Source organism: Microbispora sitophila, assembly GCF_014892245.1.
Lineage (GTDB): Bacteria > Actinomycetota > Actinomycetes > Streptosporangiales > Streptosporangiaceae > Microbispora > Microbispora siamensis.
In genome coordinates this window covers 40,747-66,463 of sequence record NZ_JADBGC010000023.1, presented here as the reverse complement: position 1 = coordinate 66,463, position 25,717 = coordinate 40,747, and the positions used below count along the sequence as shown (strand labels likewise).

The window sequence follows — 25,717 nt, the reverse complement described above, 5'->3', positions numbered from 1 at the left end:
GGGACAGATCATGGTGGGGAACGCCCGCGGCATGCCGCAAATCCCTCGGGTGTCCATTCCGGCCGTCCCCGTTCGTCGTACGGACATCATGGGATACCGGCCTAAGGAGGACGCATGAAGTACGTGCTGCTGATCTGCGGCGACGAGACGGCGGCGGAGCACGCCGAAGACGGGTGCGGCGGGTGGTCGGAGGAGATGGCGGAACGCGGCGTGCTCCGGGGAGGCGCCGGGCTGCGCCCGCCGAGCGACGCCACCACGTTGCGGGTGCGCGAGGGCGAGGTGCTGCTGTCGGACGGGCCGTTCGCCGAGACCAAGGAGCAACTCGGCGGGTTCTGCCTGATCGAGTGCGCCGATCTGGACGAGGCCATCGAGATCGCCGCCGCCCATCCCGCCGCGGCGTACGGCACGATCGAGATCCGGCCGCTCATAGAGCTGTGACGCCGCCGGTCGAGGCCGCCGTCGACCGGGCCTTCCGCGAGGAGTGGGGGCAGGTCGTGGCCACCCTCATCCGCTGGACCGGCGACTGGGACCTGGCCGAGGAGTGCGCGCAGGACGCCTTCGCACTGGCCCTGCGGACCTGGCGGCGCGACGGCGTGCCGCGCCGGCCCGGAGCGTGGCTGACCACCGCCGCGCGCAACCGGGCCGTGGACGTGCTGCGCCGCGAGGCCACCGGCGCCGCCAAACTACGGGAGGTGGCGGGCGTGCTCGGGACCGACGACGACCCCGGTGATCAGCCGGACGTGCCGGACGACCGGTTGCGGCTGATCTTCACCTGCTGCCATCCGGCGCTCGCGCTGGAGGCCAGGGTGGCGCTGACCCTGCGCACCCTCGCCGGGCTCAGCACGACCGAGATCGCGCGGGCGTTCCTCGTCGGCGAGCAGGCGATGGCCAAGCGGCTGGCCCGGGCCAAGCAGAAGATCAGGCACGCGGGCATCCCCTACCGCGTGCCGCCCGCTCACCTGCTGCCCGAGCGCCTCCCGGCGGTGCTCGCGGTGTTGTATCTGCTGTTCAACGAGGGCTACTCGGCGACGGCCGGCGCCGACCTCGTACGGCACGACCTCGCGGCCGAGGCGATCCGCCTGGCCCGGGTGCTGGTGCGGCTGATGCCGGGCGAGCCCGAGGCGGCGGGCCTGCTCGCGCTGATGCTGCTGCACCACGCGCGCCGCGCCGCCCGCCTCGACGACGCCGGCGACCTGGTGGTGCTGGAGGACCAGGACCGCGGCCGGTGGGACGCCGGCCGGATCGCCGAGGGCGTGGCCCTGCTGGACGGCGCGCTGCGGCGGGGGCGGCCCGGCCCCTACCAGGTGCAGGCCGCCATCGCCGCCTGCCACGCCACCGCGGCCCGCCCGGAGGACACCGACTGGCCGCAGATCGCCGTGCTGTACGCGCGGCTCGCGCGGCTGGTCCCGTCGCCCGTCGTGGAGCTGAACCGCGCGGTGGCGGTCGGCATGGCACACGGCCCGGCCGCGGGCCTGGCGCTGATCGACGCCCTGCGGGAGACGGGCGCCCTGGCCGGCTACCACCTGCTGCCCGCCGCCCGCGCCGACCTGCTGCGCCGCCTGGGCCGTACGGCCGAGGCCGCGGACGCCTACCGGGAGGCGGCCGGCCTGGCCACCACCGACGCCGAGCGCCGCTACCTCGCCCGCCGCCTCGCCGCGCTCGGTTGACGGCGCCACGGGGGTCAGCTCCGGTAGCAGTCCGCCAGAGCGGTGAACGCGGCCTTCGGTTCCCAGGGCAGGCCGGGATAGGCAGTGCCCGAACCGCTCTCCAGCACTTTCACCACGCCACAACTGGCCATGTCGAGGTCATCGCGGGGATCTTTCCGGTGCGGCAGGTCGTAGCGGGCGAAGGTGTACCAGAAGGCGGTGTCCACCCCCTCGGCGTCGAGGATCCCCAGCACCTCGCGCAGGTAGGCCGCCTGCTCGTGCTCGTCGCGGACGTGGTCGCCGGTCAGGCCGACCGGCGCTCCGTCCTCGCCCCATTCGACGATCGAGTCACCGCGCTCCCCCAGGTCGGCGGCGCCGCGGTGGGTGACGCACCCGAACTCGGTGACCGCCACCGGCTTGCCCTGGGCCTTTCCCTGTGCGACGAAGGCGCGGATGTTGTCCCGGTAGCGGGCCGCCGTGGCGGCCGACCGGTAGCCGGCGTCGGTGGCGATGATGTCGAAGGGCGTCCAGTCCACCCGTTCGAACGGGATCGAGCAGTAGCCGATCCGGCCGCCGAACCGCTCGCGGGCGACCGCGACCGCCTCGTGGAGGAAGGCGTTGACGCGGCCGGGCACCAGGGGGAGCACCTCCCTCAGGCTCTCCGGCCGGGCCAGCAGGGGGATCCGGTCCCCGAACGTCGCGCCGGGCAGGAACCCGTCGGTGAACAGGCTCACCTCCGAACCGGTGACCAGCACGACCTCCGCGCCCTCGCGGCGCAACCGCTCGGCGTGCTCGGCGCAGTCGGCGATCACGGCGAGCAACTCGGCGGTGGTGATGTCGCAGGTGAACGGGCACAGCCACACGTCCAGCCCGGCCTCGGCGGCGCGGGTCGCCGCGGCCTTGAGCCGCTCGGGGTCGCCGCCCGTGACCCGTACGGCGGTGCAGTGCAGGTCCTCACGGATGACGCGCATCTCCCGCTCGACCACGTCGAGGTCGAAGGGCTCCCGGGTGCTGCGCCCGGCGGCGCGGGCGGCCGCGTCCGCGAAGCCGGTGTCGAAGTTGATCCCCTTGCCGTTCATTTCCCGCCTCCAGCGGCCCGCTTGAGCAGCTCGGTCCAGCAGCTCGGTCCAGCGGCTCGGCCCAGCGGCAACCTTAATTCGATCTTGGTGTCACTCATATTATGCGCGGCACGCAATATGCATGCGCGCACGGAGGTGTCCATCAGGGCCGCACCCGTTCGTCGGGAGGGCGTACGGACGGACACGACCGGAAGGGCGACGACGAATGGACACCGATATCCGGCAGCAGATCGCGGCGGAACGCCGCGAACTTGCGGACCTGCTGAGTGAGCTGCCGCCGCAGTCGTGGGACGCGCCCTCGCTGTGCGCGGGGTGGCGGGTGCGGGAGGTGGTGGCCCACATGACGATGCCCTACCGGCACTCGGGGCTGAGCGTGCTGGCCGGCCTCGTCAGGGCCCGGGGGAACTTCGACCGGCTGGCCGACCGGCTCGCCCGCAGGGACGCGGCGGCGCTCGGCCCGCGAGAGCTGACCGCGTGCCTGCGGGACAACGCCGAACACCCCTGGCGGCCTCCGGGCGGCGGCTACGCGGGCGCGCTGTCGCACGACGTGATCCACGGCATGGACATCACCGTGGCGCTCGGGATCGACCGGCGGGTTCCCGGCGACCGGCTGCGCGTCCTGCTCGACAACGCGCTGTCCCCGCGGAGCCGCAAGTATTTCGGCGTCGACCTGGACGGCGTCGAACTGCGCGCCGACGACGTCGACTGGTCGCTCGGGACCGGCACCCCCTTGTCCGGCGCCGCACAGGACCTGGTGCTGGTCCTGTGCGGCCGCCGGCTGCCCGAGGGACGGCTGCACGGCGAGCCCGCCGCCCGCTTCACCCACGTGATCCGCTGAACGCGCTACTTGGGCCGCTGATCGCACCGATGGAGAGGTCTGTGCCCGTTCGGGCGTCAAGAGCGTTAACGTGCTCGGGATCACAGACCTCTCCGGCCGGGGCGAGGAGGCTCCCGGAGGGGACTTCTCCGCCTTGAGCATCCTGGAGGCCGCTCGATGTCGTCCCACCCTGCTTCCGACTCCGGAGCCATCGACCCCGACCCGCTGATCAGGAAGCACCGCACCGCCGGCGCCACGCTCACCGTGACCGCGAACGGCACTCCCCTCGCCGGTCAGGAGGTGGTCATCGCGCAGCGCCGGCACAAGTTCCTGTTCGGCTGCATCGGGTTCGACTTCATCCCGCTGGCCAACGGCGAGACCGCGACGGACTCCGGCGAGCGGCGATCGCTCGGCGAGGCCCCGGCGGCCGGGTCCCAGCAGGTCGCCGACCTGTGGTTCGACCTGTTCAACTTCGCCACGCTGCCCTTCTACTGGGGCCAGTTCGAGCCGGTCCGGGGCCGGCCGGACACCGAGCGGCTGCTCACCACGGCGCGGTGGTTCGCCGACCGGGGCTGCGTCGTCAAGGGACACCCGCTCGCATGGCACACGGTGACCGCCGACTGGCTCATGGACCTGTCGAACGCCGAGATCGCCAAGGCCCAGGTGGAGCGGATCCGGCGCGACATGACCGACTTCGCCGGCGTCATCGACATGTGGGACGTCATCAACGAGGTCGTGATCATGCCGATCTTCGACAAGTACGACAACGGCATCACCCGGATCTGCCGGGAGATGGGCCGGATCCCGATGGTCCGGATGGTCTTCGACGCGGCCCGCGAGGCCAATCCCCACGCCACGCTGCTGCTCAACGACTTCGACATGTCCGCGGCGTACGAGTGCCTGATCGAGGGGGTGCTCGAGGCGGGCATAAAGATCGACGTGCTCGGCCTGCAGAGCCACATGCACCAGGGCTACTGGGGCGAGGAGAAGACGCTCGCCACGATCGACCGCTTCGCGCGGTACGGCCTGCCCATCCACTTCACCGAGACGACGATCGTCTCCGGCCACATCATGCCGGAGGAGATCGTCGACCTGAACGACTACCAGATCCCCGAGTGGCCGACCACGCCCGAGGGTGAGGCACGTCAGGCCGACGAGGTCGTGCGCCACTACAAGACCCTGCTGTCCCATCCGGCCGTGGAGGCCACGACCTACTGGGGCCTGTCGGACGGCGGCTGGCTCGGCGCGCCGGGCGGCTTCGTCCGCGCCGACGGCACCCCCAAGCCGTCGTACGAGGCGCTGCGCTCGCTCATCAAGGGCGAGTGGTGGCTACCGCCCACGACGATGGTCACCGACGCGGACGGCCGCCTCCGTTTCGACGGCTTCCTCGGCGAGTACGAGATCACGGCCGGCGGCCGGACGGTCGCGTTCACCCTGGACGAGCCCGGGGACGCCGAGGTGACCGTTTCCCTCTGAGCCGTGTCCCTTCGAGAAGGGGTCCGGCCGCGGCCGGGAGAGATTTTCGAGAATTCTCCGGCAGGATGTCGAGAATCGGGGAGCCGGCTTCTACCCAGGGGTGAGCGCGCCCACGAGGGGCGGGCGGCAGGAGGAGCAAGACATGAAGTACATGCTGCTGATGCAGTTCGGCCCGCAGAGCGGCATCGCCTCGATGGACACCTGGTCGCCGGAGGACATCAAGGCGCACATCGAGTTCATGCACGACGTGAACCGCGGGCTCGTCGAAGCCGGCGAGTTCGTGGACGCCCAGGGGCTGGCGATGCCCGACCAGGCGCGGGTCGTACGGGCCGGCGAGGGCGGCGTCCCCGTCGTCACCGACGGCCCGTTCCCGGAGACCAAGGAGTTCCTGGTCGGCTACTGGATCGTCGACTGCGAGGGGCCGGAGCGTGCGTACGCGCTGGCGGCCCACATCTCGGCGGCGCCCGGCCTGAACGGCGAGCCGCTGAACATGCCGATCGAGGTGCGGCAGGTGATGGCGGCCCCGCCGCAGGAGCTGTGAGCGCTTCGCACCCACACCTCGACGACCTGCTGCGCCCGCTGGCGCCGCAGGTCGTCGGCGTGCTCACCCGCAGGTTCGGCGACTTCGACGCGGCCGAGGACGCGGTCCAGGAGGCCCTGCTCGACGCCCTCGCCCAGTGGCCCGCCGAGGGCGTGCCGGACAACCCGAAGGGCTGGCTGGTCCAGGTCGCGTACCGGCGGATGATCGAGCAGGTGCGGGGCGAGCAGGCGCGTCGCCACCGGGAGGAACTGGTGGCCGCCCGGGCTCCCACCGACCACCGGACCTCCCCGGCGGCCGACCGGGTGCACGAGGCGGACGGGGACGACACGCTCGTCATGCTGTTCCTCAGCTGTCATCCCGCGCTGACACCGGCGTCCGCCATCGCCCTGACCCTGCGGGCCGTCGGCGGGCTGACCACGGCCGAGATCGGCAAGGCCTTCATGGTGCCCGAGGCGACGATGGCGCAGCGGATCAGCCGGGCGAAGCAGCGCATCAGGGCGTCGGGGGTGCCGTTCCGCATGCCGGAGCCGGAGGAGCGCTCCGCGCGGCTCGCCTCCGTGCTGCACGTGCTCTACCTCATCTTCAACGAGGGCTATGCCGCCAGCGGCGGCCTCGGCCTGCACCGCGTCGAGCTGTCCCGCGAGGCGATCCGGCTGGCCAGGACGCTGCACCGCCTGCTGCGAGGTTTCCCGCACGGTGACTGCGAGGCGGCCGGACTGCTCGCACTGATGCTGCTGACCGACGCCCGGCGGCCCGCCAGGACCGGTCCTGGCGGCGTTCCCGTCCCGCTGGCGGAGCAGGACCGCGGCCTGTGGGACCGCGAGGCGATCGCCGAGGGCACCGCGCTGCTCACGGCCGCCCTGCGCCGGGGCGCAGCCGGGCCGTATCAGATCCAGGCGGCGATCGCCGCCGTGCACGACGAGGCCGTGGCGGCCGAGGAGACCGACTGGCCGCAGATCCTCGCGTTGTACGGCCTGCTGGAGCGCATGTCGCCCAACCCGATGGTCTCCCTCAACCGCGCCGTCGCCGCCGCCATGGTGCACGGCCCCGCCGCCGGGCTGGCCCTGCTGGAACCGCTGGCGGACGGCCCGCTGGCGGGGCACCACCGCCTGCACGCGGCGCGCGCGCACCTGCTGGAGATGGCCGGCGACCTCACGGCGGCCGTAGAGGACTACCGCGCGGCGGCGAGCCTCACGGCGAGCATCCCCGAGCGTGACCACCTCACCATGCGCGCCGCCCGCCTCGCCGCCTCCCCCTGACCGCCTCCCCGTCGCCCACCTGCCGGTGCTGTACCACGTGCTGTGGTGGGCGGGCGCCGCCTACCACGTGTATCTCGCGATCAGGCGTTCCGTGACCGCGGCACCGCAGGCGAGGACGAGGCGCCCCTGGCCGGTCCCGATCCGCGGCGCCTGCGCGCCTTCTGGCAGGGCATGGTCACGAACCTGCTCAACCCCAAGGTGATCCTGTTCAACAGCGCGTTCCTGCCGCAGTTCGTGAACCCGGCCCTGGGCCATGTCGCCGTCCAGTTCCTGATCCTCGGGTGACGCTGGTGCTGCTCGGCCTCGGCGTCGACGCGACCGTGGGCGCCCTCGCGGGACGGCTCGCGGCGCTGCTCCGGCGCAGCCGCCGGTTCGCGCGCGGCATGAACGTCGTCAGCGGCTCGGTCTTCGCCGCCCTGGCCGTCCGGCTGGTGACCTCGCCGGAGTAGAGCCCGGGAACCGGTAGGAGTCGCGGTTCCACGCTGGACTCCTGCTATACGTGCGTATAGTCTGCTGTTCGTAGGAACAGCCTTCTACACGTGTGGAAAGGACGACGGTGGCGACACCTCCCGGACCTGATCCCGAAGACCTCACGGCGCGCGCCCGGATCAGGGACGCCGCGCTGCGGCACTTCGGCGAGGACGGCTTCGAGAAGGCGACGATCCGGGGCATCGCGAGGACCGCGGGCGTGTCCCCTGGGCTGGTCCGCCACCACTTCGGCTCGAAGCAGGCGCTGCGTGAGGCCTGTGACGAGCACCTCATGAAGATGATCCGGCGCCTGAACGACCAGGTCCGGGCCGACACGACGCTCAGCGACGTGGGCTACGTGGGCGCCGCCCGCGCGGCGATGGCGCCTTACCAGCTCTATCTGGCGCGCAGCCTGGCCGACGGATCGGCCGCGTCGATCTTCGACCAGATGACGTGGATCTGCGAGGAGTGGATCGCGGGCGCCGACGCCGGCCGCCCCGATCCCCCGGACGTCCCGGCGAAGATCAGAGCTGCCGTGTTCACGGCGATGGCGCTGGGCATCCCGGTCCTCGCCCCGCACATCTCCCGCGCCATGGGAGTGGACATGTTCAGCCCCGAGGGGGACCTGTTGCTCTCCCGGGCACTGGTCGACCTCTACTCGCATCCCCTCATGACTCCGGAGGACGCCGCCCGCGCCCGGGCAGGCCTCGACCGGCTTGCGGGCACGCGGCCCCCCGGCCGCAGAACCGAGGAGAATTCCCCATGACAGACGCCATCTCCGTGGCCGGGCTGGTCAAGACGTTCGGACCGGCCAAGGCCCTCGACGGCCTCGACCTCGTCGTGCGCACCGGCGAGGTCCACGGCTTCCTCGGGCCCAACGGCGCGGGCAAGAGCACCACCATCCGCATCCTGCTCGGCATGATGCGCGCGGACGCCGGCACCGCCCGCCTGCTCGGCGGCGACCCGTGGGCCGACGCGACCGCACTGCACCGCCGCCTGGCGTACGTGCCCGGGGACGTCGTCCTGTGGCCCGGCCTGTCCGGGGGCGAGGTGATCGACCTGCTCGGCAGGATGCGGGGCGGGCTGAACGAGCGGCGCCGCACCGACCTGCTTGAGCGCTTCGACCTCGACCCCCGCAAGAAGGGGCGCGCCTACTCCAAGGGCAACCGGCAGAAGGTGGCGCTGGTCGCGGCCCTCGCCTCCGACGTGGAACTGCTGCTACTCGACGAGCCGACCTCGGGCCTCGACCCACTGATGGAGGAGGCGTTCCGCGAGGCCGTGCGGGAGGAGCAGCGCCGCGGCGACCGTACGGTGCTGCTGTCCAGCCACATCCTGTCCGAGGTCGAGGCGCTGTGCGACCGGGTCACGATCATCCGCGACGGCCGCACTGTGGAGACCGGCACGCTCACCGAGCTGCGTCACCTGACCCGCACCACGATCGAGGCCGAGCTGGCCGGCCCCCCGGACGGGCTGGCCGGAATGCCCGGCGTGCACGACCTGCTCGCACGGGACGGACGGGTGCGTTTCGACGTCGACGCCGCCGCGCTCGACCCGGCGCTGCGCCACCTCACGGCGGCGGGCGTGCGCAGCCTCGTCAGCCGCCCGCCCACGCTCGAGGAGCTGTTCCTGCGGCACTACTCTTCCCAGCCTGCTCCGCATGACCCCTCTCAGCCTGCTCCGCACGACCCCTCCCAGCCTGCTCCGCATGACCCCTCCCAGCCTGCTCCGCAGGACGCACCGGAGGCGACCCGATGACGGCGCTCACCGGAACCGGAGGGCTGGTCCGGCTGATCCTGCGCCGCGACCGTGTCCTGACCCCGCTGTGGGTGCTGGTCCTCGGCCTCGTCCCGATCTCGTACGTGACCTCCATCGACGGGTTGTTCCCCAGCGCCGCGGCGCGGCAGCAGTACGCGGACCTGAGCGCGCACAACGCCGGCTTCGTCGCGCTGTACGGCCGCCTGCACGGCTCCAGCCTCGGCGAGCTGGTCGCCTGGCGGGGCGGGTTCATCCCCGTCATGGCGGGGCTGTTCTGCATCCTCACAGTCATCCGGCACACCCGGGCCGAGGAGGACAGCGGCCGCCGCGAACTGCTCGGCTCGGCCGTCGTCGGCCGCCACGCGCCCCTGGCGGCGGCGCTGGTTTCGGTCTTCGCCGCCGGCCTGCTCCTCTGCGCCGTCCTCGCCCTCGGGATGATCGGGCAGGGCCTGCCGGCCGCAGGCTCGTGGGCCTTCGGCGCCGAGCTCGCCGTCACCGGCTGGGTGTTCGCCGCGGTCGCGGCGGTGGCCGCGCAGCTGACCGCCGGCGCGGGCAGCGCGCGCGGGATCGCGATCGGCGTCCTCGCCGCCGCCTACGTCCTGCGGGTCGCCGGCGACGTCGGCGCCCTGGACGACGGCACGCCGTCGTGGGCCGGTCGGCTGTCCCCACTGGAGTGGGTGACGTGGATCCGCCCGTACGGTGAGGACGCCTGGTGGCCCGTCGCCCTCACCGCCGGGGTGGCCGTCGCGCTGGCCCTGGGGGCCGCCGCACTCTCGACGCGCCGCGACCTCGGCGCCGGCCTGCTGCCGCCCCGGCTCGGCCGCCCGGCGGCGGGCCCCGCCCTGCGCTCGCCCCTGGCGCTGGCCTGGCGGCTGCACCGGGGACTGCTGGCCGGCTGGGCCGCCGGGTTCGCCGTACTGGGCCTCGTGCTCGGCTACCTCGCGGCGAGCGTCGCCGACCTCGTGCGCGACGCGCCGCAGATGGCCGACGTGTTCGCCCGCCTCGGCGGCGCGGCCGGGCTCGTCGACGACTACCTCGCCGCCACCACGAACCTGTTCGGCCTGATCGCCTCCGCGTACGCCGTGCAGGCCACCCTCAGGGCGCGGACCGAGGAGACCAGCGGGCGGGCCGAGGCGGTGCTGGGCACCGCGGTCGGACGGCTGCGCTGGCTGGGCGGCCATCTCGCCTTCTCCCTGCTCGGCCCGGCCGCCGTCCTCGCCGCCGCCGGGCTCGCGATGGGGCTGGCCCACGGGCTGAACACCGGTGAGGCCGCCCGGCAGACGTCCCGGCTACTGGCCGCCGCACTGATCCAGCTTCCCGCCGTCTGGGTGCTCGCCGGGGTCACGGTCGCGCTGTACGGCCTGCTCCCCCGCCTCACCGCCCTCGGCTGGGGCGCACCGGTGTTCTGCCTGCTGATCGGGCTGGTCGGGGCCGCGATCGGACTGGACCAGTGGGTGCTGGACGTCTCCCCGTTCACGCATGTCCCCCGCCTGCCCGCGGACCGCTTCGGCGCCGTGCCGCTGGTGTCGCTGTCGGCGGTCGCCGCGGCGCTGACCGCCGCCGGCCTCGCCGCCTTCCGCCGCCGGGACCTGCCCATCCCCTGACGCCCGTCCGGTCTTCCCGGCGTCAGGGGCGGCGGGGACCCGATCCCGGCGCGAGGCGGCGTGCGAGGAACTCGAGCACCTCGACGACCTCGGCGACCTGCGCCGGGTCGTCGGTGCCCAGAGCCGCCGCGAGGGGCCCCTCGACACCGCCCGCCCGCACGGCCTCCACACGCGCGGACTGCCCGGGCGCCTGCCTGATCACGACCCGGCGGCGATCGGCCGGATCGGGGGCCGTCACGACCGCCCCGGCCTCCTTCAGCCGGGCGACGGCCCCCGACACCGCGCTCTGCGGCAACCCCGTACGCGCCGCGATCTCCCCGACGGAGGTCTCCGGATGGGCGCGCAGGTCGGCGACGACCACACCGTGATCACCTACGACCGGCGCGGCCTGTCCCGCAGCAGCCTTGACGCCCCCGACGGCGGCGCGACCATGGCCGACCATGTCGACGACGTCCACCGCCTGCTCGCCGCCGTGACCGACCGGCCGGCGCACATGCTCGGATGCAGCTTCGGCGCGGCCATAGGGCTGCACCTGGCCGTCGAGCATCCGGAACAGCTCGGCACCCTGATCGCGCACGAGCCCGTCGCCCCCGGTCTCCTGCCCGCCTCCGAACGCGTCCGTCACGTGCGGGAGCTGGAGGAGCTGCAGCGCCTCTACCGTGACCGCGGCCTCGCCGACGCGTTCATCAAGATCGCGGAAACGCTGGGCATCGACCCCGTCGCCCAGGACACCGAGCCCGGGCTGACCCCGCACCCGATGAACGATCGGCGGCGGGCCGGCTTCGACTTCTTCATCCGCAACGACTTCACCGCGATCGCCCGCGACACGCTGGACGTCGCCGCGCTCAGGGACACCCCGGTCCGCGTCGTCCCGGCCTTCGGCCGCACCACGCCCCGGCACGTCTTCGACTATCGGTGCGCACAGGAGCTCGCCGTGCTCCTCGGGGTCGAGGCGCGCGAGTTTCCCGGCGGGCACAACGGCAACACCACCCACCCCCGCGCGTACGCCACGCGCATCCGCGACCTCGTGGCCGAATGAACGACGAAACGCGCTCGTGGTAATTCCCCCGGGCCAGTACACGTGGACCGGGGCGCGAGTCGATCTCTACAAATCGTGGAACCCGCGCGTCGGGATAACCGGGATCCGGTACGAGGGCCACCCCACCGATCTCTGCACGGCCGGTTTCCAGATGGTGGCGAGACGGCTCTGGGCGGCGTCGCCGGCAGGTGGGCCGGTGCCCGAGGTGTCCGGTGGTGGGCGCTCTTGACGTGAAACGACGCCACGCCCTAGGTTGCTGCCGCGATCGACATCTTTCGTCGATATGCCGAAAGTATCAACGGATTCGGAGTCGCCGCGTGAAGGTCCTCTACATCGGCGGCACCGGAACGATCAGCTCGGCCTGCGTGGCCGAGTCGGTGCGCCGGGGCCTAGACGTCCACGTGCTCAACCGGGGTCGCACCGCCTGGCGCCGTCCCCTGCCCGAGGGGGTCACGTGGCTCACCGCCGACGTGCGGGACCGCGACGCGCTGCGCCGGGCCCTGGCCGGGAGGACGTACGACTGCGTCGTCGACTTCCTCGGCTACACGGCCGAGGACGCCGCTGCGGCGGTGGACCTGCTGGACGGCCGCACCGCCCAGTACGTCTACATCAGCAGCGCCTCCGTCTACCACAAGCCGGTGCGGCGGGTGCCGTTCACGGAATCGACCACCCGGCGCAATCCCTACCTCGCGTACGCACGAGACAAGATCGCGGCAGAGGACGTCCTGCTCCGCGCCTACGAGGAGCGCGACTTCCCCGTCACGATCGTGCGCCCCTCGCACACCTACGACGACGCGCACCCGCCGCTGCCCGGCGACTGGACGGCGTGGGACCGGGTCGCCCGCGGCGACGAGATCGTGGTGCCCGGCGACGGCACCAGCCTGTGGACCCTGACGCACGCGGACGACTTCGCCGTCGGCCTCGTCGGTCTGATCGGCACCTGGCAGGCGCTCGGCGAGGACTTCCACATCACCTCCGACGAGGCGCTGACCTGGAACGAGATCTACGAGGTCGTCGGGCGGACGGCCGCGGCACCGGCCCGGCTCCTCCACCTGCCCGCGGAATTCCTGCCGCTCGTCGCGCCCGACTGGTTCTGGTCCGACCTGATCGTCGGTGACCTGCAGCACACCGCCGTGTTCGACACCACGAAGATCAGGCGGTTCGTCCCGTCGTTCCGGCCGGTCGTCACCTGGGCGGAAGGGGCCAGGCGGCTGCACGCCTGGCGGTCCGCCCATCCGGAGCAGACCCGGCCCGACGCCGCGACCGACGCTGTGCTGGCCCGGCTGGCCGAAGGGCACCGGCTCGCCTCGGCGGCCGTGGCCCGGCCGGCGCCCGGTAAGGGCGACGGCTTGTGACGGAAGGACGCCCCTGATGCCCCTCGATCCCCCCGACGACCTGCCGGTCCCGGACCCGGCGCTGCGCCGGCCGTTCGGGCGTACCGGCCTGACGGTGACGCCGATCTGCGTCGGGACCAGTCCCCTGGCGAGCATGCCGGGACTGTACGGGTACGAGGTCGGCGAGCAGCGCGCGCGGGCCACGGTGGACGCCGTGTTCGACGGGCCGTTCAACTTCCTCGACACCTCGAACAACTACGGCGGCGGCAGCGCGGAACGGCGCATCGGCGCCGTGGTCCGCCACCGCGGCGGCGTCCCCGCCGGGTTCGTCCTGGCCACCAAGGTCGACGCGGCCCCGGACACCGGTGACTTCTCCGGCGAGCGCGTACGCCGTTCGGCCGAGGAGAGCCTGGAGCGGCTCGGCGTCGACCACGTGCCGCTGCTGTACCTGCACGATCCCGAATTCCACATCACGTTCGAGGAGGCCATGGGCCTGGGCGGGGCGGTGGAGGCGCTGGTCGCGCTGCGGGACGCCGGCGTCGCCGGCCATCTCGGCATCGCGGGTGGCCCGGTCGGCCTGTTGCGCAGGTATGTCGCCACCGGCGTGTTCGACGCCGTGATCAGCCACAACCGCTGGACGCTGGTGAACCGCGAGGCAGGCCCGCTGCTCGACGAGGCCCGCGATCGCGGCGTCGCCTTCGTCAACGGCGCACCGTACGGTGGCGGGATGCTGGTCAAGGGACCCGACGCCCAGCCCCGCTACGCCTATCGAGACACCGGCGAGTCCGTCCGGGACGCGGTCCGCGCCATGCGGCGGGCCTGCGACGAGCACGGCGTGCCGCTCGCCGCCGCCGCGCTGCAGTTCTCGCTGCGCGACCCCAGGGTGGCGTCCACCATCGTCGGCGTCTCGGAACCCGAGCGGATCGAGGAGACGCTGCGCCTCGCCACCACCCCGATCCCGCCGGGTCTGTGGGACGAACTCGACCGGCACCTGCCCTCCCCCGCCGTCTCGCTGGACTGATCGTCCGCCCGGCTTCCCGGCTGTCGTCGCCGGGACGGTCCGCACACTCGGCCGCCACCCGGCACCAGTCCGCTGTCGCGGGCCGCCGTACTCGGACCGGCGGCCGCGAACGCGGCCGGGGAGTGCGCTCACAGGAGACCGGCGTCGCGCACCTTCATCGCCACCTGGACCCGGTTGTCGGTGCCGAGCTTGGCGAAGATCCTGGTGATGTTCGCCTTCACGGTGGCGACGCTCATGTAGAGACGCTCGGCGATCTCGGCGTTCGACCTGCCGTTCGCCACCTCGACCGCGACCTCGAGTTCGCGCTCGGTGAGCCTGCCCAGTTCCTCCCGCGCCGCCGGAAGGACCGGCCCGGACCCGCCGGTCGCCGCGGCGATCACCTGCCGGGTGACGCTCGGCGACAGCACGGGCTCGCCCTTCGCCACGGCACGGACCGCCTCGATCATCCGAGGCGGTGGGGTGTCCTTCAGCAGGAAGCCGTCGGCGCCGAGCCGCAGGGCCCGCAGCACCATGTCGTCGGCGTCGAACGTGGTGAGCACGAGGATCCGCGGCGGGCCGGGCTGGGCCCGCAGCAGCTCGGTGGTGGTCAGCCCGTCCTGGTTGGGCATCCGGATGTCCAGCAGCACCACGTCGGGGCGCAGTTCGCGGATCACGTCCATGGCGCGAAGCCCGTCTTCGGCCTCGCCGACGATGTCGAAGTCGGCTTCGCCGCCGAGGATGAGACGCAGCCCGGTCCGCACCATCGCGTCGTCATCCACTATCACCAGCCGGGTCACGCTCCGCAGCCTCCCATGGCAATCGGACATCAAGAATGAATCGCCCGTCCTGGATCGTATGGGTGAGAGTGCCGCCGGCCATTTTCGTCCGCTCCGCCAGGCCCACCAGGCCCAGCCTGCCGCCCGGTCCGGGGGCCGAGCCGGAGCCCGTGGGGTTCGTCACCCGGATCCGCAGGCCCTCCCCCGGCCGTCCGCCGAGTTCGGCGGTGACCCTGGCGCCCGGCGCGTGCTTGCGCGCGTTGGTCAGTGCCTCCTGCACGATCCGGTAGGCGTGCCGGCCCGTCTGCGCGGGCAGCGACTCCCGGCCGTCGATGCGGTCGTCCACCTCGACCCGCTGGCCGGCGGCGCGGACCTCGCCGAACAGCGCGTCCAGATGGGCCAGGTCGGGCTGCGGCGCCTCCACGGCGCCGTCGTCGCGAAGGGTGCGCAACACCGTGCGCAACTCGTTGAGCGACTGGTGCGCGTTCTCCTGGATGGCCAGCGCGGCCTCGCGCGTCTGCTCCGGGCCGAGGTCCATGCGGTAGGCCAGGCCGCCGGCCAGCATCGCCAGCAGGGAGATCCGGTGCGCGAGCACGTCGTGCATTTCCTGGGCGATCTTGACGCGTTCCGCCAGCCGCGCCTGGTCGATCCGCTGCCGCTGCTCACGCTCGGCGGCCCGGGCCCGCTCTCGCAGGGACAGCTCCAGGTCGCGGCGTCCCCGTAGGTAGAGGCCGAACACGGTCAACCCGCCGAGAATCGTCAGCCCCGAGACCGAGGAGACGACAGTGGCCTGGTCGATGCCGCCCAAAGCCCCGCTGACCAGCAGGCACACCGCGGACACGACCGCGACCGGGATCGTCCGGCTCCATCGGCGATGGGTCACCAGGGACACGTACGCGACCTGCGCGGGGCCGGTCGCCGTGGCCGAGAACGTGGTCAGCAAGGTGGTCGCCAGGGCGATCTGCCACGGCCACCGGCGGCGCCACCACATCAGGACCAGCCCGATCAGGCCGAGCGCCGTGTCGATCAGCGCCTGCGGGAGACGGCCGCCGTCGTGCAGGACGAGCCAGGTCAGCACCGTGCCGTGGAAGAGCATCGGCACCACGGCGCACAGGTAACGCAGCGCGACACCCTGCCTGTCCAGGGGTGGCTGGTAGTCCGGTCGGCCGTGCACAGCCCCACAGCTTAGGGACCACACCGAGCAGGTTTTAGCGACCTGGGTCGACCTGTGGACAACCCCGGGTATCGCCCGCGGGCGTAAGGCCGGGCCCCGCGTCGAGCCGCGCCGGAACCCCGGTCCGATGCGGCGGCGTACGCCCTCGCGGTGGACTGGGCGGCGTGATCGAGTTCAGACACGTCAGCAAGATCTACGGGAAGGTGAAGGCGCTCGACGACGTGACCTTCACCGTCGGCGCCGGGAGCGTCACCGGCTTCCTCGGGCCCAACGGCGCCGGAAAGTCGACGGCCCTGCGCGTCCTGGTGGGGCTCGCCCGCCCCTCCTCCGGTTCGGCGACCGTGCTCGGTCTGCCGTACGCCGGGATGGCCTGCCCGGGCCTGCGGGTCGGCACCCTGCTCGACGCCGGGGCCCGGCATCCGGGCCGCACCGGCCGAGAGGTGCTGACGCTCGGGGCGATGACCCTCGGACTGCCGCGGGCCCGGGTCGGCGAGGTGCTCGACCTGGTGGGGCTGACCGAACGGGAGAGCCGGCGGAGGATCGGCGGCTACTCCCTCGGGATGCGGCAGCGGCTCGGCATCGCGCACGCCCTGCTCGGCGGTCCCGAGGTGCTCATCCTCGACGAGCCCGCCAACGGTCTCGACCCTCAGGGCATCCACTGGATGCGCCGCCTGCTGCGCGACCTCGCGGACGCCGGATGCGCAGTGCTGCTCAGCTCGCACCTGTTGCACGAGGTGGAACAGGTGGCGGACCACATCGTGATGATCGCCCGTGGACGCGTGCTCGCCCAGGGCACGGTCGACGAGCTGAGCCGGGGCCGCGGCCTCGAACAGACCTTCCTCGAATTGACCGCGCACACGGACCGGAGCCAGGGCGCCGGCGCGTCCCGGGGCCTCGACGCGCGCCGGGGCGCCGCATGACCCGCGCCGGGCACCACCCGAACGACATCGCGGGGACCGCGCCGACCCCTCGTCACGAAGAACCACCGGGCCCCGTCACGAAGGACGACGACATGACCGCCGACACTCCGATCCCGTTCCGCAGACTGCTCATCGTCGAAGCCCGCAAGCTCGTCGACACCCGAAGCGGCACGATCATCTCGTTGATCATGGTCGGGCTGGTGGTCGCGTCCGTCGTCGCGCGCGGCGCCGTCGTCGGACCGAAGCTGCAGACCCTGGTGGGCACGGCGGGGATCGCCCTCGGCACCCTGCTCCCGGTGCTCGGCATCCTCACGGTGACCGGCGAGTGGGCGCATCGCACGGCGCTGACCACCTTCGTGCTCGAGCCGCGCCGCCACCGCGTCCTCGCGGCCAAATGCCTGCCGCCCCTGCTCGCGGCGGTGGTGCTCTCACTGTTCGCCATGCTGGTCGCGGTGCCGGTCACGGCCGCCGTGGCCGGAGTCCGGAACATGCCCGCCACCTGGGAGGTCCAGCCGCTCTGGCTGCTCGGCTGGACCGGGGCGAACGTCCTCGTGGCCGCGGCGGGCCTCGCCCTCGGCGCGCTGCTCCTCAACGCGCCCGCCGCGATCGTGATCAACCTGTCGACTCCGGTCCTGTGGGCCGTCGTCGGCAGACTCGGCTCCGTCGGCGCGGCCCTCGCCGAGTGGCTCGACCTCAACACCACCGGCGCTTCCCTCGTGAGCGGCGACATGACCTGGAGCGAGGGCGCCCGGCTCGCGACGTCGGTCACCTTCTGGATCGTCCTCCCCATGGCCGCCGGCCTGGTCCGCGTGCTCCGCAAGGAGGTGGCCTGACCGGCACCGTCCTGAGCTAAAGCCGGTCGAGGAGCATGGCGATGCGATCGGATTCCGCGGCCAGGAGGTGCTCCGGCACCGGTTCGAAAAGCTCGACGACCGGACGCCCCTCTTTGGCGTCCCACACACCCGCCACCCGGCCCTGATGGACGACCACGGGCGAGATCCACCCGGCCGTCCGGCTCACCTTGGGCCGCACGGCCTTCGGCAGGAGCGGTTCCAGGTCACGCGGCGCTCCCAGGATGAACTGGTCGAAGCCGGGCAGCAGATGCACGTCCTCCGACGGCGGGCAGGCCAGCAGGTCGTCCAGAAGCTCCGCCGGCAGCACGGCGGGCATGCCCTCCACCTCGACCTGCGCGAGCTCACCCTCCAGCTCACCGAACCAGCCGCGCAGGACGGCCTTCGGGGTCACGCCGCGGAACAGCCAGGCGTCGAACATCCGGGGAGTGGCCGGGCCATGGGCGCCGAGGAACGCGCGGAGCACCCGCGCTCCCCCTTCCTCCTGCGAGAGCACCTCCCCCCGGCCGCCCGGCAGCCAGTCTGCGGGCGTGGTGAAGGTGACCCTGCGGTCACGCGGCGGGCCGTAGCACAGCTCGCCCAGGAAGCTGAGCGGCTTGAGCAGCGCGCCCCAGCCGGACGTGAGGGCCTGTCTCAGGTGGGCGTCCCCGGTCACCTCGATGACCGCCTCGACCAGTTCCTCGCGGGTCAGCACCCGCCCGGACAACGCGCGCGGAACGGCGTCCACGACGGCCTCGATCTCCCGGGCCGACACCCCGTGACCGCGCTGCCAGGAGGCCCTCTCCCAGAACCGGAGCGCCCCGAGGGCGGCGCGGTAGGCGGGGAACTCGTCGGCCGGGAGGAGGTGGAGTGTGCTGCGCATCGTCCAGGTCTTGACCAGCGTGCGGTCACGCCACAGGGCGTCCTCGATCTCTCCCGGACGCGGGCTCGCGTGCCGTACAGCCACGGCCAGCGCCGCCGACGAGGCGACCTGCGCCTGCACCCCGCACAAACGCCGGGCGATCGCCACCACGTCACCGCCGCCCGCGGGCTCGACGAACTGCCGTCTCAGCCTCCAGGCGAGCACCTGCGCCCAGGTCGTCTCAGCTACCACGTCACACTTCTACACCTCGGGTACGACAGCTCGCGTACCCCTGCTGATGCGCACGGTCCTGCGGCCCGCCTCCACACGACTCACGGCCCGACGCCCCGGAGGTGGCGGTCGCCGGTGGATAACCCGAGGCTAGAGTTGTCGCTTGCTAAAAGATCAAGGGATCAGGAGGCAACCGTGGCGTTCGGCAGGACCGGGAAAGCCGATGAGCCGCCGGTGGAACCCGTCGCGTGGACGGAGGTCTGGGAGTTCGTCGTCAGCAGGGTGGAGCGCCCGGAGACGCCCAAGCGCAAGATGGCGAGCCGGGGGGCGCATGCCGTACGGGTGCCCCGAGGAGGGAAGTTCGACAAGGTCCTCGCCCCATGCGCGTATCTCGCCTCAGAGCAACTCCAGGGGCTGCCCGCCGCTCCGGAGCTGACCCTCTTCGAGGACACCGCTCAGCGGCGCCTGCTCTGTTACGTGGCGGCTCCCCGGGAGGTGAACGGAGAGCGGCACCACGTCGTACACGACGGCCAGGGCCAGGTCATCGGCACCGTGAAGCGGATCCCGCCGAAGCGCCCGTTCCGGCACACCTGGCGGATCGAGCAGCCGGGGCATCCGGAGATCACGGGGCGCAACGAGTGGGTGAGCGGCAGCCTCAAGAACGTCGCCGGGCGGGCGGCCGAACGGTTGTTGCACGGAGCCCTCGACGGCGTGCTTGCCGGCCCCGATCTGTCGGACCGGGGCCGGGGACCCCGTTCGCTCGAATGGCGGTCCGGTGAGGAGATCGTGATGACTTCCGAGGGCAGCGCCCACGTCAGGATCCGCAAGGAATGGCTGGATCGGCGTCTCGCGTTCGCCTTCGCGCTCATCGGGGACGCCTGAGACGCCGCGCACCTCCACCGATCCGGGGACGGCTCGTCACCAGTGCCGGACTCGCCCGTGCCCGGCTTCGGCGACCACGCGAGAGTCGATGCCTGAACGGCGTGCCCGGGTGCGCACGTCGGTTTTCCCGTGATGCGCTGACCTCGGCGAAGTGTTCGCAGAATGGCCAGTTCTCGCTCGTTGGGTGCTGGGTTCGGCATGTCGTCGTTTCTTGGCCGACGAAGGGTAGCGCTGAGGAACGGCACCGCGCACGCGGTTCCTCCAGGGGGTCAGCCGAGCCGGCGCAGGAGGTGGTCGCGAGCGGCGCGGTCGCCGGGCCCGCCCCGCTCCGCGAGGCGTTCCGCGACGTACCGGCGGTGGTCCTCGTCCACGTTCCCGCCGTACTTGAACTTGCCGTTGACCTTCTGCACGGCCAGCCGGAGACCGCGGATGCCCGGCAGGCGCCGGTGGTGCTCGGCGGGGTCGGCGAGATCGTGGTCCAGGCGGGCGAGCTGGGCACGCAGGATGCCGAGCTTCCCGTCGCGGTCGTCGACGATCTCCGCGTGACAGACCAGCTGGACGGCCGCGTAGTACGTGGTGGGGATGCCGAGCCGGGGATCCTCGTCGGTGCCGGGCAGCGCCTTCCACGCCCCCTCGACGTACGCCCAGTCGCCAGCGACGGCCATGACCACGGCAGGGTTCTCCTCGATCGCCGACCAGATCGGGTTCGGCCGGGCGAGGTGCAGCAGGATCGTGGACTCCTCGGCGAGGAGGAACTGCGTCGGCACGACCACCGGCACATCGCGGTCGCGTCCGGACGCGATGAGGTGGCCGAACTCGTTCGCGCGGACGAAGGCCAGCGCCTCCTCGTCCGCGGCGGCGTCCCAGGGGTGAATCAGCACACCCTCACTGTACGCACAGACGGTCGGCGCCCACCTTGCGTAAGCGTGTAGCCGATACACGGCAATTCAGGGGGATGATATGTCTTCGGCGATCTGGCAGTATCGGAACGGCCGACGACGGCAGGGCGAGGACCGTGTCCTGATGGCGCAGGGCTGGCTGGCCCACACCTACCTCCCGGCCTGGTTGCGGGCCGCGGGACTCGGGGACTGCCCGTCGCGGCTGCGCGGACTCGCACCCCTCCGGGATGCCACGGTACGGGGGCGGATGTCGGAGATCGCCGAGGAGGTGCGCACCCGGATGGGGCGCAGCGCGCGAGGGCTTCCACCTCTTCGGCCTGGCCGGAGCCGCGGTTCGCCAGGCGGAGAGCGGCACGACCCCGTGGAGGCACGTGGAATCCGCCGATCCGGACTTCTACCGTACGGTGACCCGGGCGGCCCGCGACGCGACCATGGGTGTGGCGCCGGCGGCGATCAGGCAGGCCGGAGCTGAGGCGAAGCCGGGCGGCGCGACCGGCCGGGGGCGGGAGGAACGCGACCGCGTGGAGCGGGCCCGCGCCCGCGCCGCGCTCGAACCGGCCGTCGTGTTCCTGCAGCGCTCCGCGGTGGATCTGTTCGCCTACATGGTCGAGCCGCCCACGCGGGGTTGGCCGTACGAGAACCGCCCGCCTCTGGCCTGACACGGACACGCAACGATAGATCATCAACCTGCGGTGATCTCTAAGATGCACCGTATGCCCGCAGGGAGCGACAGACGACGCGACCACACCTCCCCCACGCACGTCCGTCCCCCACTGGTGGACGCGCTCAGTTTCCTGTGGGCCGTCGTCCCGGCCGTCTCGCTGGGCCTGCTCACCTGGCTGGTCCTCGGCTTCGCGGCGTACCGGACGAAGAGCCGGGCGACGGCCGTCGCGGCCGGCTGCCACCTGGCCGTGCTCGTGTTCCTCATCTCGACCGCGGGGGTGCGGAACTTCCCTCAGGACGACTGGCGCAACCAGCTGGCGCTGTGGGTCTGGGTCCTCGGCCTCTGGTCGGGCGGCACCGTGCACGCCTTCGTCATACGGAAGCGGGTCTTCCGTGCCCAGGCCCTGCTCGGCGGGGTGGGGAGCGACGGCGGCTCACCCAGCGGCGTACCGAGCCCCACACCCGGCCCCACACCCGGCCCCACACCCGGCCCCACACCCGGCCCCACACCCGGCCCCACACCGAGCCACACACCGGGCCACGGGCGGCGGATCGTGGCCGGGCCCAGGGGGATCGCCGTCCCGCTGAGCTACCTGTGGGCTCTCGTTCCGCTGCTCACGCTCGGGTTCGCCACCTCCCTGGTGGTGGGTTCCGCGGCGGTCCGCCTGCGCAGCCGGAAACAGGGAGTGGCGGCAGCCGTATACGTTGTCCTGTTCTCGGCCCTCATCATCGCCGGCGACCCGATCATGACCCTGCCGAACACGGACTGGCGCGCGCAGCTCTATTACTGGGCCTGGTCGCTGAGCTCGTGGTGGGGCGGCACCTTTCACGCCTTCGTCCTGCGGCAGGCGATGTTCACGCGAGGGCCCGCTTCCGTCCGCAGCCCGGTCCAGGCTTCTTCGGCCGGCCCCCCGCCGACACCGGCCGCACCCGGCCCCCCGCCGGCACCGGCCGCACCCGGCCCCTTCATCGGGCCGTACCGGCTGATGGAACGGCTCGGCGGCGGCGGGCAGGGAGTCGTCCACCTCGGCCTTTCCCCCTTTGGCGACAAGGTCGCGATCAAGGTGCTGCACGCTCCCGTCGGAACCGCCGGGGAGCATGAGAGCTTCCTGCGCGAGGTCGCGGCGGCGCGGCGCGTCCCGCCGTTCGCCACCGCACCCGTCATCGATGCCGGCGTCGCCGACGACGCCGCCTACATCGTCAGTGAGTACGTCCCCGGCCCGTCCCTGGAGACGTACGTCCGCCGGGAGCGGCCCCTCGACGGGGACGGTCTGATCCGCCTGGCGATCTCGACGGCCGCCGCCCTGAGAGGCATCCACGCCGCGGGCATCGTCCACAGAGACTTCAAACCCGCCAACGTCCTGCTCGGTCCCGACGGCCCACGTGTGATCGACTTCGGTGTGGCCAGGGCCCTCGACCGCCTGACGGTGACAGTCGGAGGCGCCAAGGGGACGCCGCCGTACATGTCCCCTGAGCAGGTGTCCGGACAGCGTGTCGGCCCGCCCTCGGACGTGTTCAGCTGGGCCTCCACCATGTACTTCGCCGCGACCGGACGCCTCGCCTTCGACGGCCCGTCCGTTTACGCGATCTCCCAGCGGATCCTCGGCCACGACCCGGACGTGTCGGCCCTGCCCGAGCCACTCCGGCCTGCGGTGGCCGCCTGCTTCAGCAAGGACCCCGGGGCCCGCCCGACCGCCGCCCGGCTGATGCTCGCGATCACCCGGTGAGGGCCGCTCCTACCGGCCGCCGAGGCCGGCGTCCCTGGCGCGCGCCACCGCCGCGGCGCGATCGGAGACGCCGAGCTTGGCGAAGATGTTCGACACGTGGTTGCGCACGGTCTTCTCGCTCAGATACAGGCGCCGCGCGATGGCGTGGTTGGTGAGACCCGCGGCGACGAGGTCGAGCACCTCCACCTCTCGTTCCGTCAGCTCGGGCAGCGGCCGGGGCCGTACGGCCGACGCGGTGAGAGCGGCCAGCACCCGGCTTCCGGTCGCCGCGCCGAACACGACCTGGCCCGAGGCCACCGCCTCCAGCGAGCGCACGATGTCCGCGGGCGTCGCCTCTTTGAGCAGGTAGCCGCGGGCGCCGGCCCGTACGGCGGCGAGGATCGACGCGTCGTCGGACAGCATGGTCAGGGCCAGCACGGCCACGCCGGGATGCCGGGCCGTGATCCGGGACGTCGCCTCGATGCCGCTGATGCCGGGCAGGTGCAGATCCATCAGGACGACGTCGGGAGCGACCTGGTCCACCAGGTCGACGGCCGCCTCGCCGGTGCTCGCCACCCCCGCGACCTCCACCTCGGGCAGATCGCGGAAGAGCGCGACCAGCCCTTCGGCGAACACCGGGTGGTCCTCCACCACCATGACGCGGATCATCGGACCGCCAGCGGGAGCCGTACGACCAGGTGGGTGCCCGCCCCGGCCTGGTCGAGCAGTTCGAAGGTGCCGTTGAGCTCCTCGGACCGGCGCCGCATGGAGGCGAGGCCGAACCCGCGGCGGGCGGGCGACCCCACCCCGACGCCGTCGTCGTCGACCCGCAACTCCAGGACGCCCGGCGCGTCGCCCGCCCGCAGGCTGACCGTGCAGCGGGACGCCATGGCGTGTCGTACCGCGTTCGTCATGGCCTCGGCCGCGATCCGGTAGGCGGCCAGCTCGACCGGCGGCGGAAGGGCGGGCAGGTCGGGCGGGGCCTCGACCTCGACCGCGAGATCACCCGCGAAGCCCCTGCCGAGCTCGGCCAGCGCGCCCGTGAGCCCCAGAGCGTCCAGGGGTGGCGGGCGCAGGTCGTTGACGATCGCTCGGACGTTCTCGACCGTGCCGCGGATGCGGCCGGACAGCTCCTCCAGCACCTGTTTCGCCCCCTCGGGGTCGGCGTCGACCAGGCGCCTGCCCCGGTCCACCTGCAGCGCGAGGGCCGCCAGCGTGGGGCCGAGCCCGTCGTGGAGTTCGTAGAGCAGCCGGTCGCGCTCCTCCTGCCGGGCCGCCAGCAGCCGCCCGTGCGAACGCTCCAGGTCCGCGCCGAGGCGGTGCGCCCGTACGGCCACCGCCACGTGCGGCGCGAGCTGCGCCAGCAGTGCGCGGTCCTTGGGGCGCAGCCGCTCCCCCAGCACGAGCGTGCCGACCGGCTCGCCCTGATGGAGGAGCGGAACGCTCTCCGTCATGTCGGCGCCGACGCCGCTCGGGCGGCCCCAGGAGGCCACGACCGCGCCCGATTCCTCGACGGCCACGTAGTGCATGCGCAGGACGCGCCCGACCTCCGCGGCCATCCGCTCCAGGAGGTCGCCGGGCGCACCCGCGTCCGAGAGCCGCACGCCGAGCCGGCGCAGCGCACGCGCCGGGTCGTCGCGGTCGCCGTACACGAGGCGGTTCGCGGCGGCGGACACCCGCAGATAGAGAGGGTGCACCGCGAGCGCCACGATCAGCGCGGACGCCCCGGAGCCGATCGCGTTCCCGAGTGTGGCCGCGACCAGGGCGTACGCGGCCAGCAGGGCGACGCTGACGGCGCCGAACGCGAGCGCGCGCGACAGCAGGAGGTCGAGGTCCCAGAGGCGGTGCGCGACGACGGCCACCGACACCGCCACCGGCAGCGGGACGGCGGCGAACGCCACGATGACCGGCCCCGACGGCACGAACAGAGCGACGCCGAGCAGGCCCACCGTCAGCAGCGCGGCGGCCAGCACCCATTGGAGCCGCCGTCGCACCTCCTCGCCCGCGGACCGGTAACGGACGACGAGCGAGCCGACCGCGGCGAGCACCGCGCCGACCGTGCACACCGTGCCCGCGGTCCTGAGGGCGTCCGGAACCCCGGTGAGTCCGGCCAGCACGCCGGCGTACCCCTTGGGGAAGAGCCCGGGGACCTGCTCGTAGGTCACCGGGCGGACCATCCAGTCGAGCGTGTGCACCCCGATGCCGGCGTACGCCGCGGCCCGCGCGGACCACCATCGGCGCGAGGGGAGCCGGCCGTCCGGAAAGATCAGCAAGAAGATCGTCGGGACCAGCAGGTAAGCGGGGATCCACAGCCAGTTGGACACCCACATCGCCCAGTCGTCCCCCGGCAGGCCCGTGCCGCCGCCGACCGCACCGTCCTTGAAGCCGCCGTCCAAGCCGCCGTCGATGCCGCCGTCGATGCCGCCGTTGATGCCGAGCAGGCCGTAGGCGCCGAGGGCGAGCCCGAGCGCCTGGGCCGTGCCGACGATCACCATCACCCAGCCGACCCGGCTTCCCGGCCGCTGCGCCACCACGAACAGGCCGGGCACGCCGAACGACAGCGCCGCGACCGCGCGGAAGGCGTCGAACCGTTCGACGATCCCCGTCACGCCCAGCTGCCGCAGCCTGGGCTCGACGACCAGCGTCCCGAGGACCAGGACGAGGAGCGCGCCCGCCGCCACGGCGGCACGCCGGGCCGATCTGTCCGTCATGAGGGGGATGTTGCCACCCGCGCGTCCCGTCGTCACGGGACGAGA

The 25,717-nt window shown here is 72.8% G+C and carries 27 protein-coding genes; 19 read left to right on the top strand and 8 right to left on the bottom strand.

What is annotated here, in order from left to right; translation table 11 throughout:
• Positions 1–114: 114 nt before the first annotated feature.
• Complete coding sequence (locus IL992_RS33940; protein WP_193207410.1) at positions 115–438, top strand: YciI family protein; 324 nt, start codon at positions 115–117, stop codon at positions 436–438.
• Complete coding sequence (locus IL992_RS33935; protein ID WP_193207409.1) at positions 435–1,667, top strand: RNA polymerase sigma factor; 1,233 nt, start codon at positions 435–437, stop codon at positions 1,665–1,667. The genes IL992_RS33940 and IL992_RS33935 overlap by 4 nt, the downstream gene beginning before the upstream one ends.
• A gap of 14 nt (positions 1,668–1,681) precedes the next feature.
• Here IL992_RS33935 and IL992_RS33930 read toward each other — a convergent pair whose 3' ends face one another.
• On the bottom strand, positions 1,682–2,725 hold the full coding sequence (locus IL992_RS33930; protein ID WP_193207408.1) for a hypothetical protein: 1,044 nt from the start codon (positions 2,723–2,725) through the stop codon (positions 1,682–1,684).
• Between the two features lie 205 nt (positions 2,726–2,930).
• Here IL992_RS33930 and IL992_RS33925 point away from each other — a divergent pair, with 205 nt between their 5' ends.
• The 9 genes from IL992_RS33925 (at position 2,931) to IL992_RS33890 (ending at position 10,645) form a co-directional block, all read left to right on the top strand.
• Positions 2,931–3,563 (top strand): maleylpyruvate isomerase family mycothiol-dependent enzyme, encoded by a 633-nt coding sequence (locus IL992_RS33925; protein WP_193207407.1) that lies wholly within the window; start codon positions 2,931–2,933, stop codon positions 3,561–3,563.
• A gap of 156 nt (positions 3,564–3,719) precedes the next feature.
• Positions 3,720–5,018 (top strand): endo-1,4-beta-xylanase, encoded by a 1,299-nt coding sequence (locus IL992_RS33920; protein WP_193207406.1) that lies wholly within the window; start codon positions 3,720–3,722, stop codon positions 5,016–5,018.
• 142 nt (positions 5,019–5,160) lie between these two features.
• Positions 5,161–5,559, top strand: a complete 399-nt coding sequence (locus IL992_RS33915; protein ID WP_193207405.1) for a YciI family protein — start codon at positions 5,161–5,163, stop codon at positions 5,557–5,559.
• Positions 5,556–6,818 carry an RNA polymerase sigma factor gene (locus IL992_RS33910; protein ID WP_193207404.1) on the top strand — a complete coding sequence of 421 codons (1,263 nt, stop codon included), beginning with the start codon at positions 5,556–5,558 and terminating at the stop codon, positions 6,816–6,818. The genes IL992_RS33915 and IL992_RS33910 overlap by 4 nt, the downstream gene beginning before the upstream one ends.
• A gap of 45 nt (positions 6,819–6,863) precedes the next feature.
• Complete coding sequence (locus IL992_RS46830) at positions 6,864–7,103, top strand: LysE family translocator (RefSeq protein WP_319018999.1); 240 nt, start codon at positions 6,864–6,866, stop codon at positions 7,101–7,103.
• Positions 7,100–7,267: a hypothetical protein gene (locus IL992_RS46825; RefSeq protein ID WP_226874242.1), complete on the top strand. Its 168-nt coding sequence runs from the start codon at positions 7,100–7,102 to the stop codon at positions 7,265–7,267. Before IL992_RS46830 ends, IL992_RS46825 begins: the two co-directional genes overlap by 4 nt.
• Positions 7,268–7,374: 107 nt before the next feature.
• The gene (locus tag IL992_RS33900) at positions 7,375–8,052 is read left to right on the top strand and encodes a TetR/AcrR family transcriptional regulator (protein WP_193207403.1); all 678 of its coding nucleotides are present in this window, start codon (positions 7,375–7,377) and stop codon (positions 8,050–8,052) included.
• A complete protein-coding gene (locus IL992_RS33895; RefSeq protein ID WP_193207402.1) occupies positions 8,049–9,041 on the top strand; it encodes an ABC transporter ATP-binding protein in 993 nt (330 codons plus the stop codon). Before IL992_RS33900 ends, IL992_RS33895 begins: the two co-directional genes overlap by 4 nt.
• Positions 9,038–10,645, top strand: a complete 1,608-nt coding sequence (locus IL992_RS33890; protein WP_193207401.1) for an ABC transporter permease — start codon at positions 9,038–9,040, stop codon at positions 10,643–10,645. The genes IL992_RS33895 and IL992_RS33890 overlap by 4 nt, the downstream gene beginning before the upstream one ends.
• A gap of 22 nt (positions 10,646–10,667) precedes the next feature.
• Here IL992_RS33890 and IL992_RS33885 read toward each other — a convergent pair whose 3' ends face one another.
• Positions 10,668–11,006 (bottom strand): MarR family winged helix-turn-helix transcriptional regulator, encoded by a 339-nt coding sequence (locus IL992_RS33885; RefSeq protein WP_319018998.1) that lies wholly within the window; start codon positions 11,004–11,006, stop codon positions 10,668–10,670.
• Between IL992_RS33885 and IL992_RS33880 the strand changes: the two genes are divergently transcribed.
• The 3 genes from IL992_RS33880 (at position 10,980) to IL992_RS33870 (ending at position 14,039) form a co-directional block, all read left to right on the top strand.
• The gene (locus tag IL992_RS33880; protein ID WP_193207399.1) at positions 10,980–11,684 is read left to right on the top strand and encodes an alpha/beta fold hydrolase; all 705 of its coding nucleotides are present in this window, start codon (positions 10,980–10,982) and stop codon (positions 11,682–11,684) included. The genes IL992_RS33885 and IL992_RS33880 overlap by 27 nt on opposite strands.
• A gap of 317 nt (positions 11,685–12,001) precedes the next feature.
• A complete protein-coding gene (locus IL992_RS33875) occupies positions 12,002–13,039 on the top strand; it encodes an NAD-dependent epimerase/dehydratase family protein (RefSeq protein WP_193207398.1) in 1,038 nt (345 codons plus the stop codon).
• A 16-nt stretch (positions 13,040–13,055) separates the two neighbouring features.
• Positions 13,056–14,039, top strand: coding sequence for an aldo/keto reductase (locus IL992_RS33870; RefSeq protein ID WP_193207397.1), 984 nt, complete (start codon positions 13,056–13,058; stop codon positions 14,037–14,039).
• 128 nt (positions 14,040–14,167) lie between these two features.
• On the opposite strand, the gene IL992_RS33865 is transcribed toward IL992_RS33870, so the two are convergent.
• Both IL992_RS33865 and IL992_RS33860 read right to left on the bottom strand, forming a co-directional pair.
• On the bottom strand, positions 14,168–14,815 hold the full coding sequence (locus IL992_RS33865; RefSeq protein WP_319018997.1) for a response regulator transcription factor: 648 nt from the start codon (positions 14,813–14,815) through the stop codon (positions 14,168–14,170).
• Positions 14,790–15,968 (bottom strand): sensor histidine kinase, encoded by a 1,179-nt coding sequence (locus IL992_RS33860; RefSeq protein ID WP_193207395.1) that lies wholly within the window; start codon positions 15,966–15,968, stop codon positions 14,790–14,792. Before IL992_RS33860 ends, IL992_RS33865 begins: the two co-directional genes overlap by 26 nt.
• Positions 15,969–16,132: 164 nt before the next feature.
• On the opposite strand from IL992_RS33860, the gene IL992_RS33855 reads away from it, so the two are divergent.
• Complete coding sequence (locus IL992_RS33855) at positions 16,133–16,888, top strand: ABC transporter ATP-binding protein (RefSeq protein ID WP_193207394.1); 756 nt, start codon at positions 16,133–16,135, stop codon at positions 16,886–16,888.
• 92 nt (positions 16,889–16,980) lie between these two features.
• A complete protein-coding gene (locus IL992_RS33850; protein ID WP_193207393.1) occupies positions 16,981–17,721 on the top strand; it encodes an ABC transporter permease in 741 nt (246 codons plus the stop codon).
• A 16-nt stretch (positions 17,722–17,737) separates the two neighbouring features.
• Here IL992_RS33850 and IL992_RS33845 read toward each other — a convergent pair whose 3' ends face one another.
• Positions 17,738–18,832, bottom strand: coding sequence for a winged helix DNA-binding domain-containing protein (locus tag IL992_RS33845; RefSeq protein ID WP_193207392.1), 1,095 nt, complete (start codon positions 18,830–18,832; stop codon positions 17,738–17,740).
• A 213-nt stretch (positions 18,833–19,045) separates the two neighbouring features.
• Here IL992_RS33845 and IL992_RS33840 point away from each other — a divergent pair, with 213 nt between their 5' ends.
• Positions 19,046–19,693, top strand: a complete 648-nt coding sequence (locus tag IL992_RS33840) for a hypothetical protein (RefSeq protein WP_193207391.1) — start codon at positions 19,046–19,048, stop codon at positions 19,691–19,693.
• A gap of 269 nt (positions 19,694–19,962) precedes the next feature.
• Here IL992_RS33840 and IL992_RS33835 read toward each other — a convergent pair whose 3' ends face one another.
• Complete coding sequence (locus tag IL992_RS33835) at positions 19,963–20,574, bottom strand: FMN-binding negative transcriptional regulator (protein WP_193207390.1); 612 nt, start codon at positions 20,572–20,574, stop codon at positions 19,963–19,965.
• Positions 20,575–20,963: 389 nt separating this feature from the next.
• Between IL992_RS33835 and IL992_RS33830 the strand changes: the two genes are divergently transcribed.
• Both IL992_RS33830 and IL992_RS33825 read left to right on the top strand, forming a co-directional pair.
• Entirely contained in the window at positions 20,964–21,251 is a 288-nt protein-coding gene (locus IL992_RS33830) for a hypothetical protein (RefSeq protein WP_193207389.1), read from the top strand.
• Between the two features lie 54 nt (positions 21,252–21,305).
• Positions 21,306–22,982 (top strand): serine/threonine-protein kinase, encoded by a 1,677-nt coding sequence (locus IL992_RS33825; RefSeq protein ID WP_193207388.1) that lies wholly within the window; start codon positions 21,306–21,308, stop codon positions 22,980–22,982.
• A gap of 9 nt (positions 22,983–22,991) precedes the next feature.
• Here the strand turns inward: IL992_RS33825 and IL992_RS33820 are convergent, their stop codons facing one another.
• Positions 22,992–23,630, bottom strand: a complete 639-nt coding sequence (locus IL992_RS33820) for a response regulator (protein ID WP_193207387.1) — start codon at positions 23,628–23,630, stop codon at positions 22,992–22,994.
• Positions 23,627–25,672 (bottom strand): GAF domain-containing sensor histidine kinase, encoded by a 2,046-nt coding sequence (locus IL992_RS33815; RefSeq protein ID WP_193207386.1) that lies wholly within the window; start codon positions 25,670–25,672, stop codon positions 23,627–23,629. Before IL992_RS33815 ends, IL992_RS33820 begins: the two co-directional genes overlap by 4 nt.
• Between the last annotated feature and the right edge of the window lie 45 nt (positions 25,673–25,717).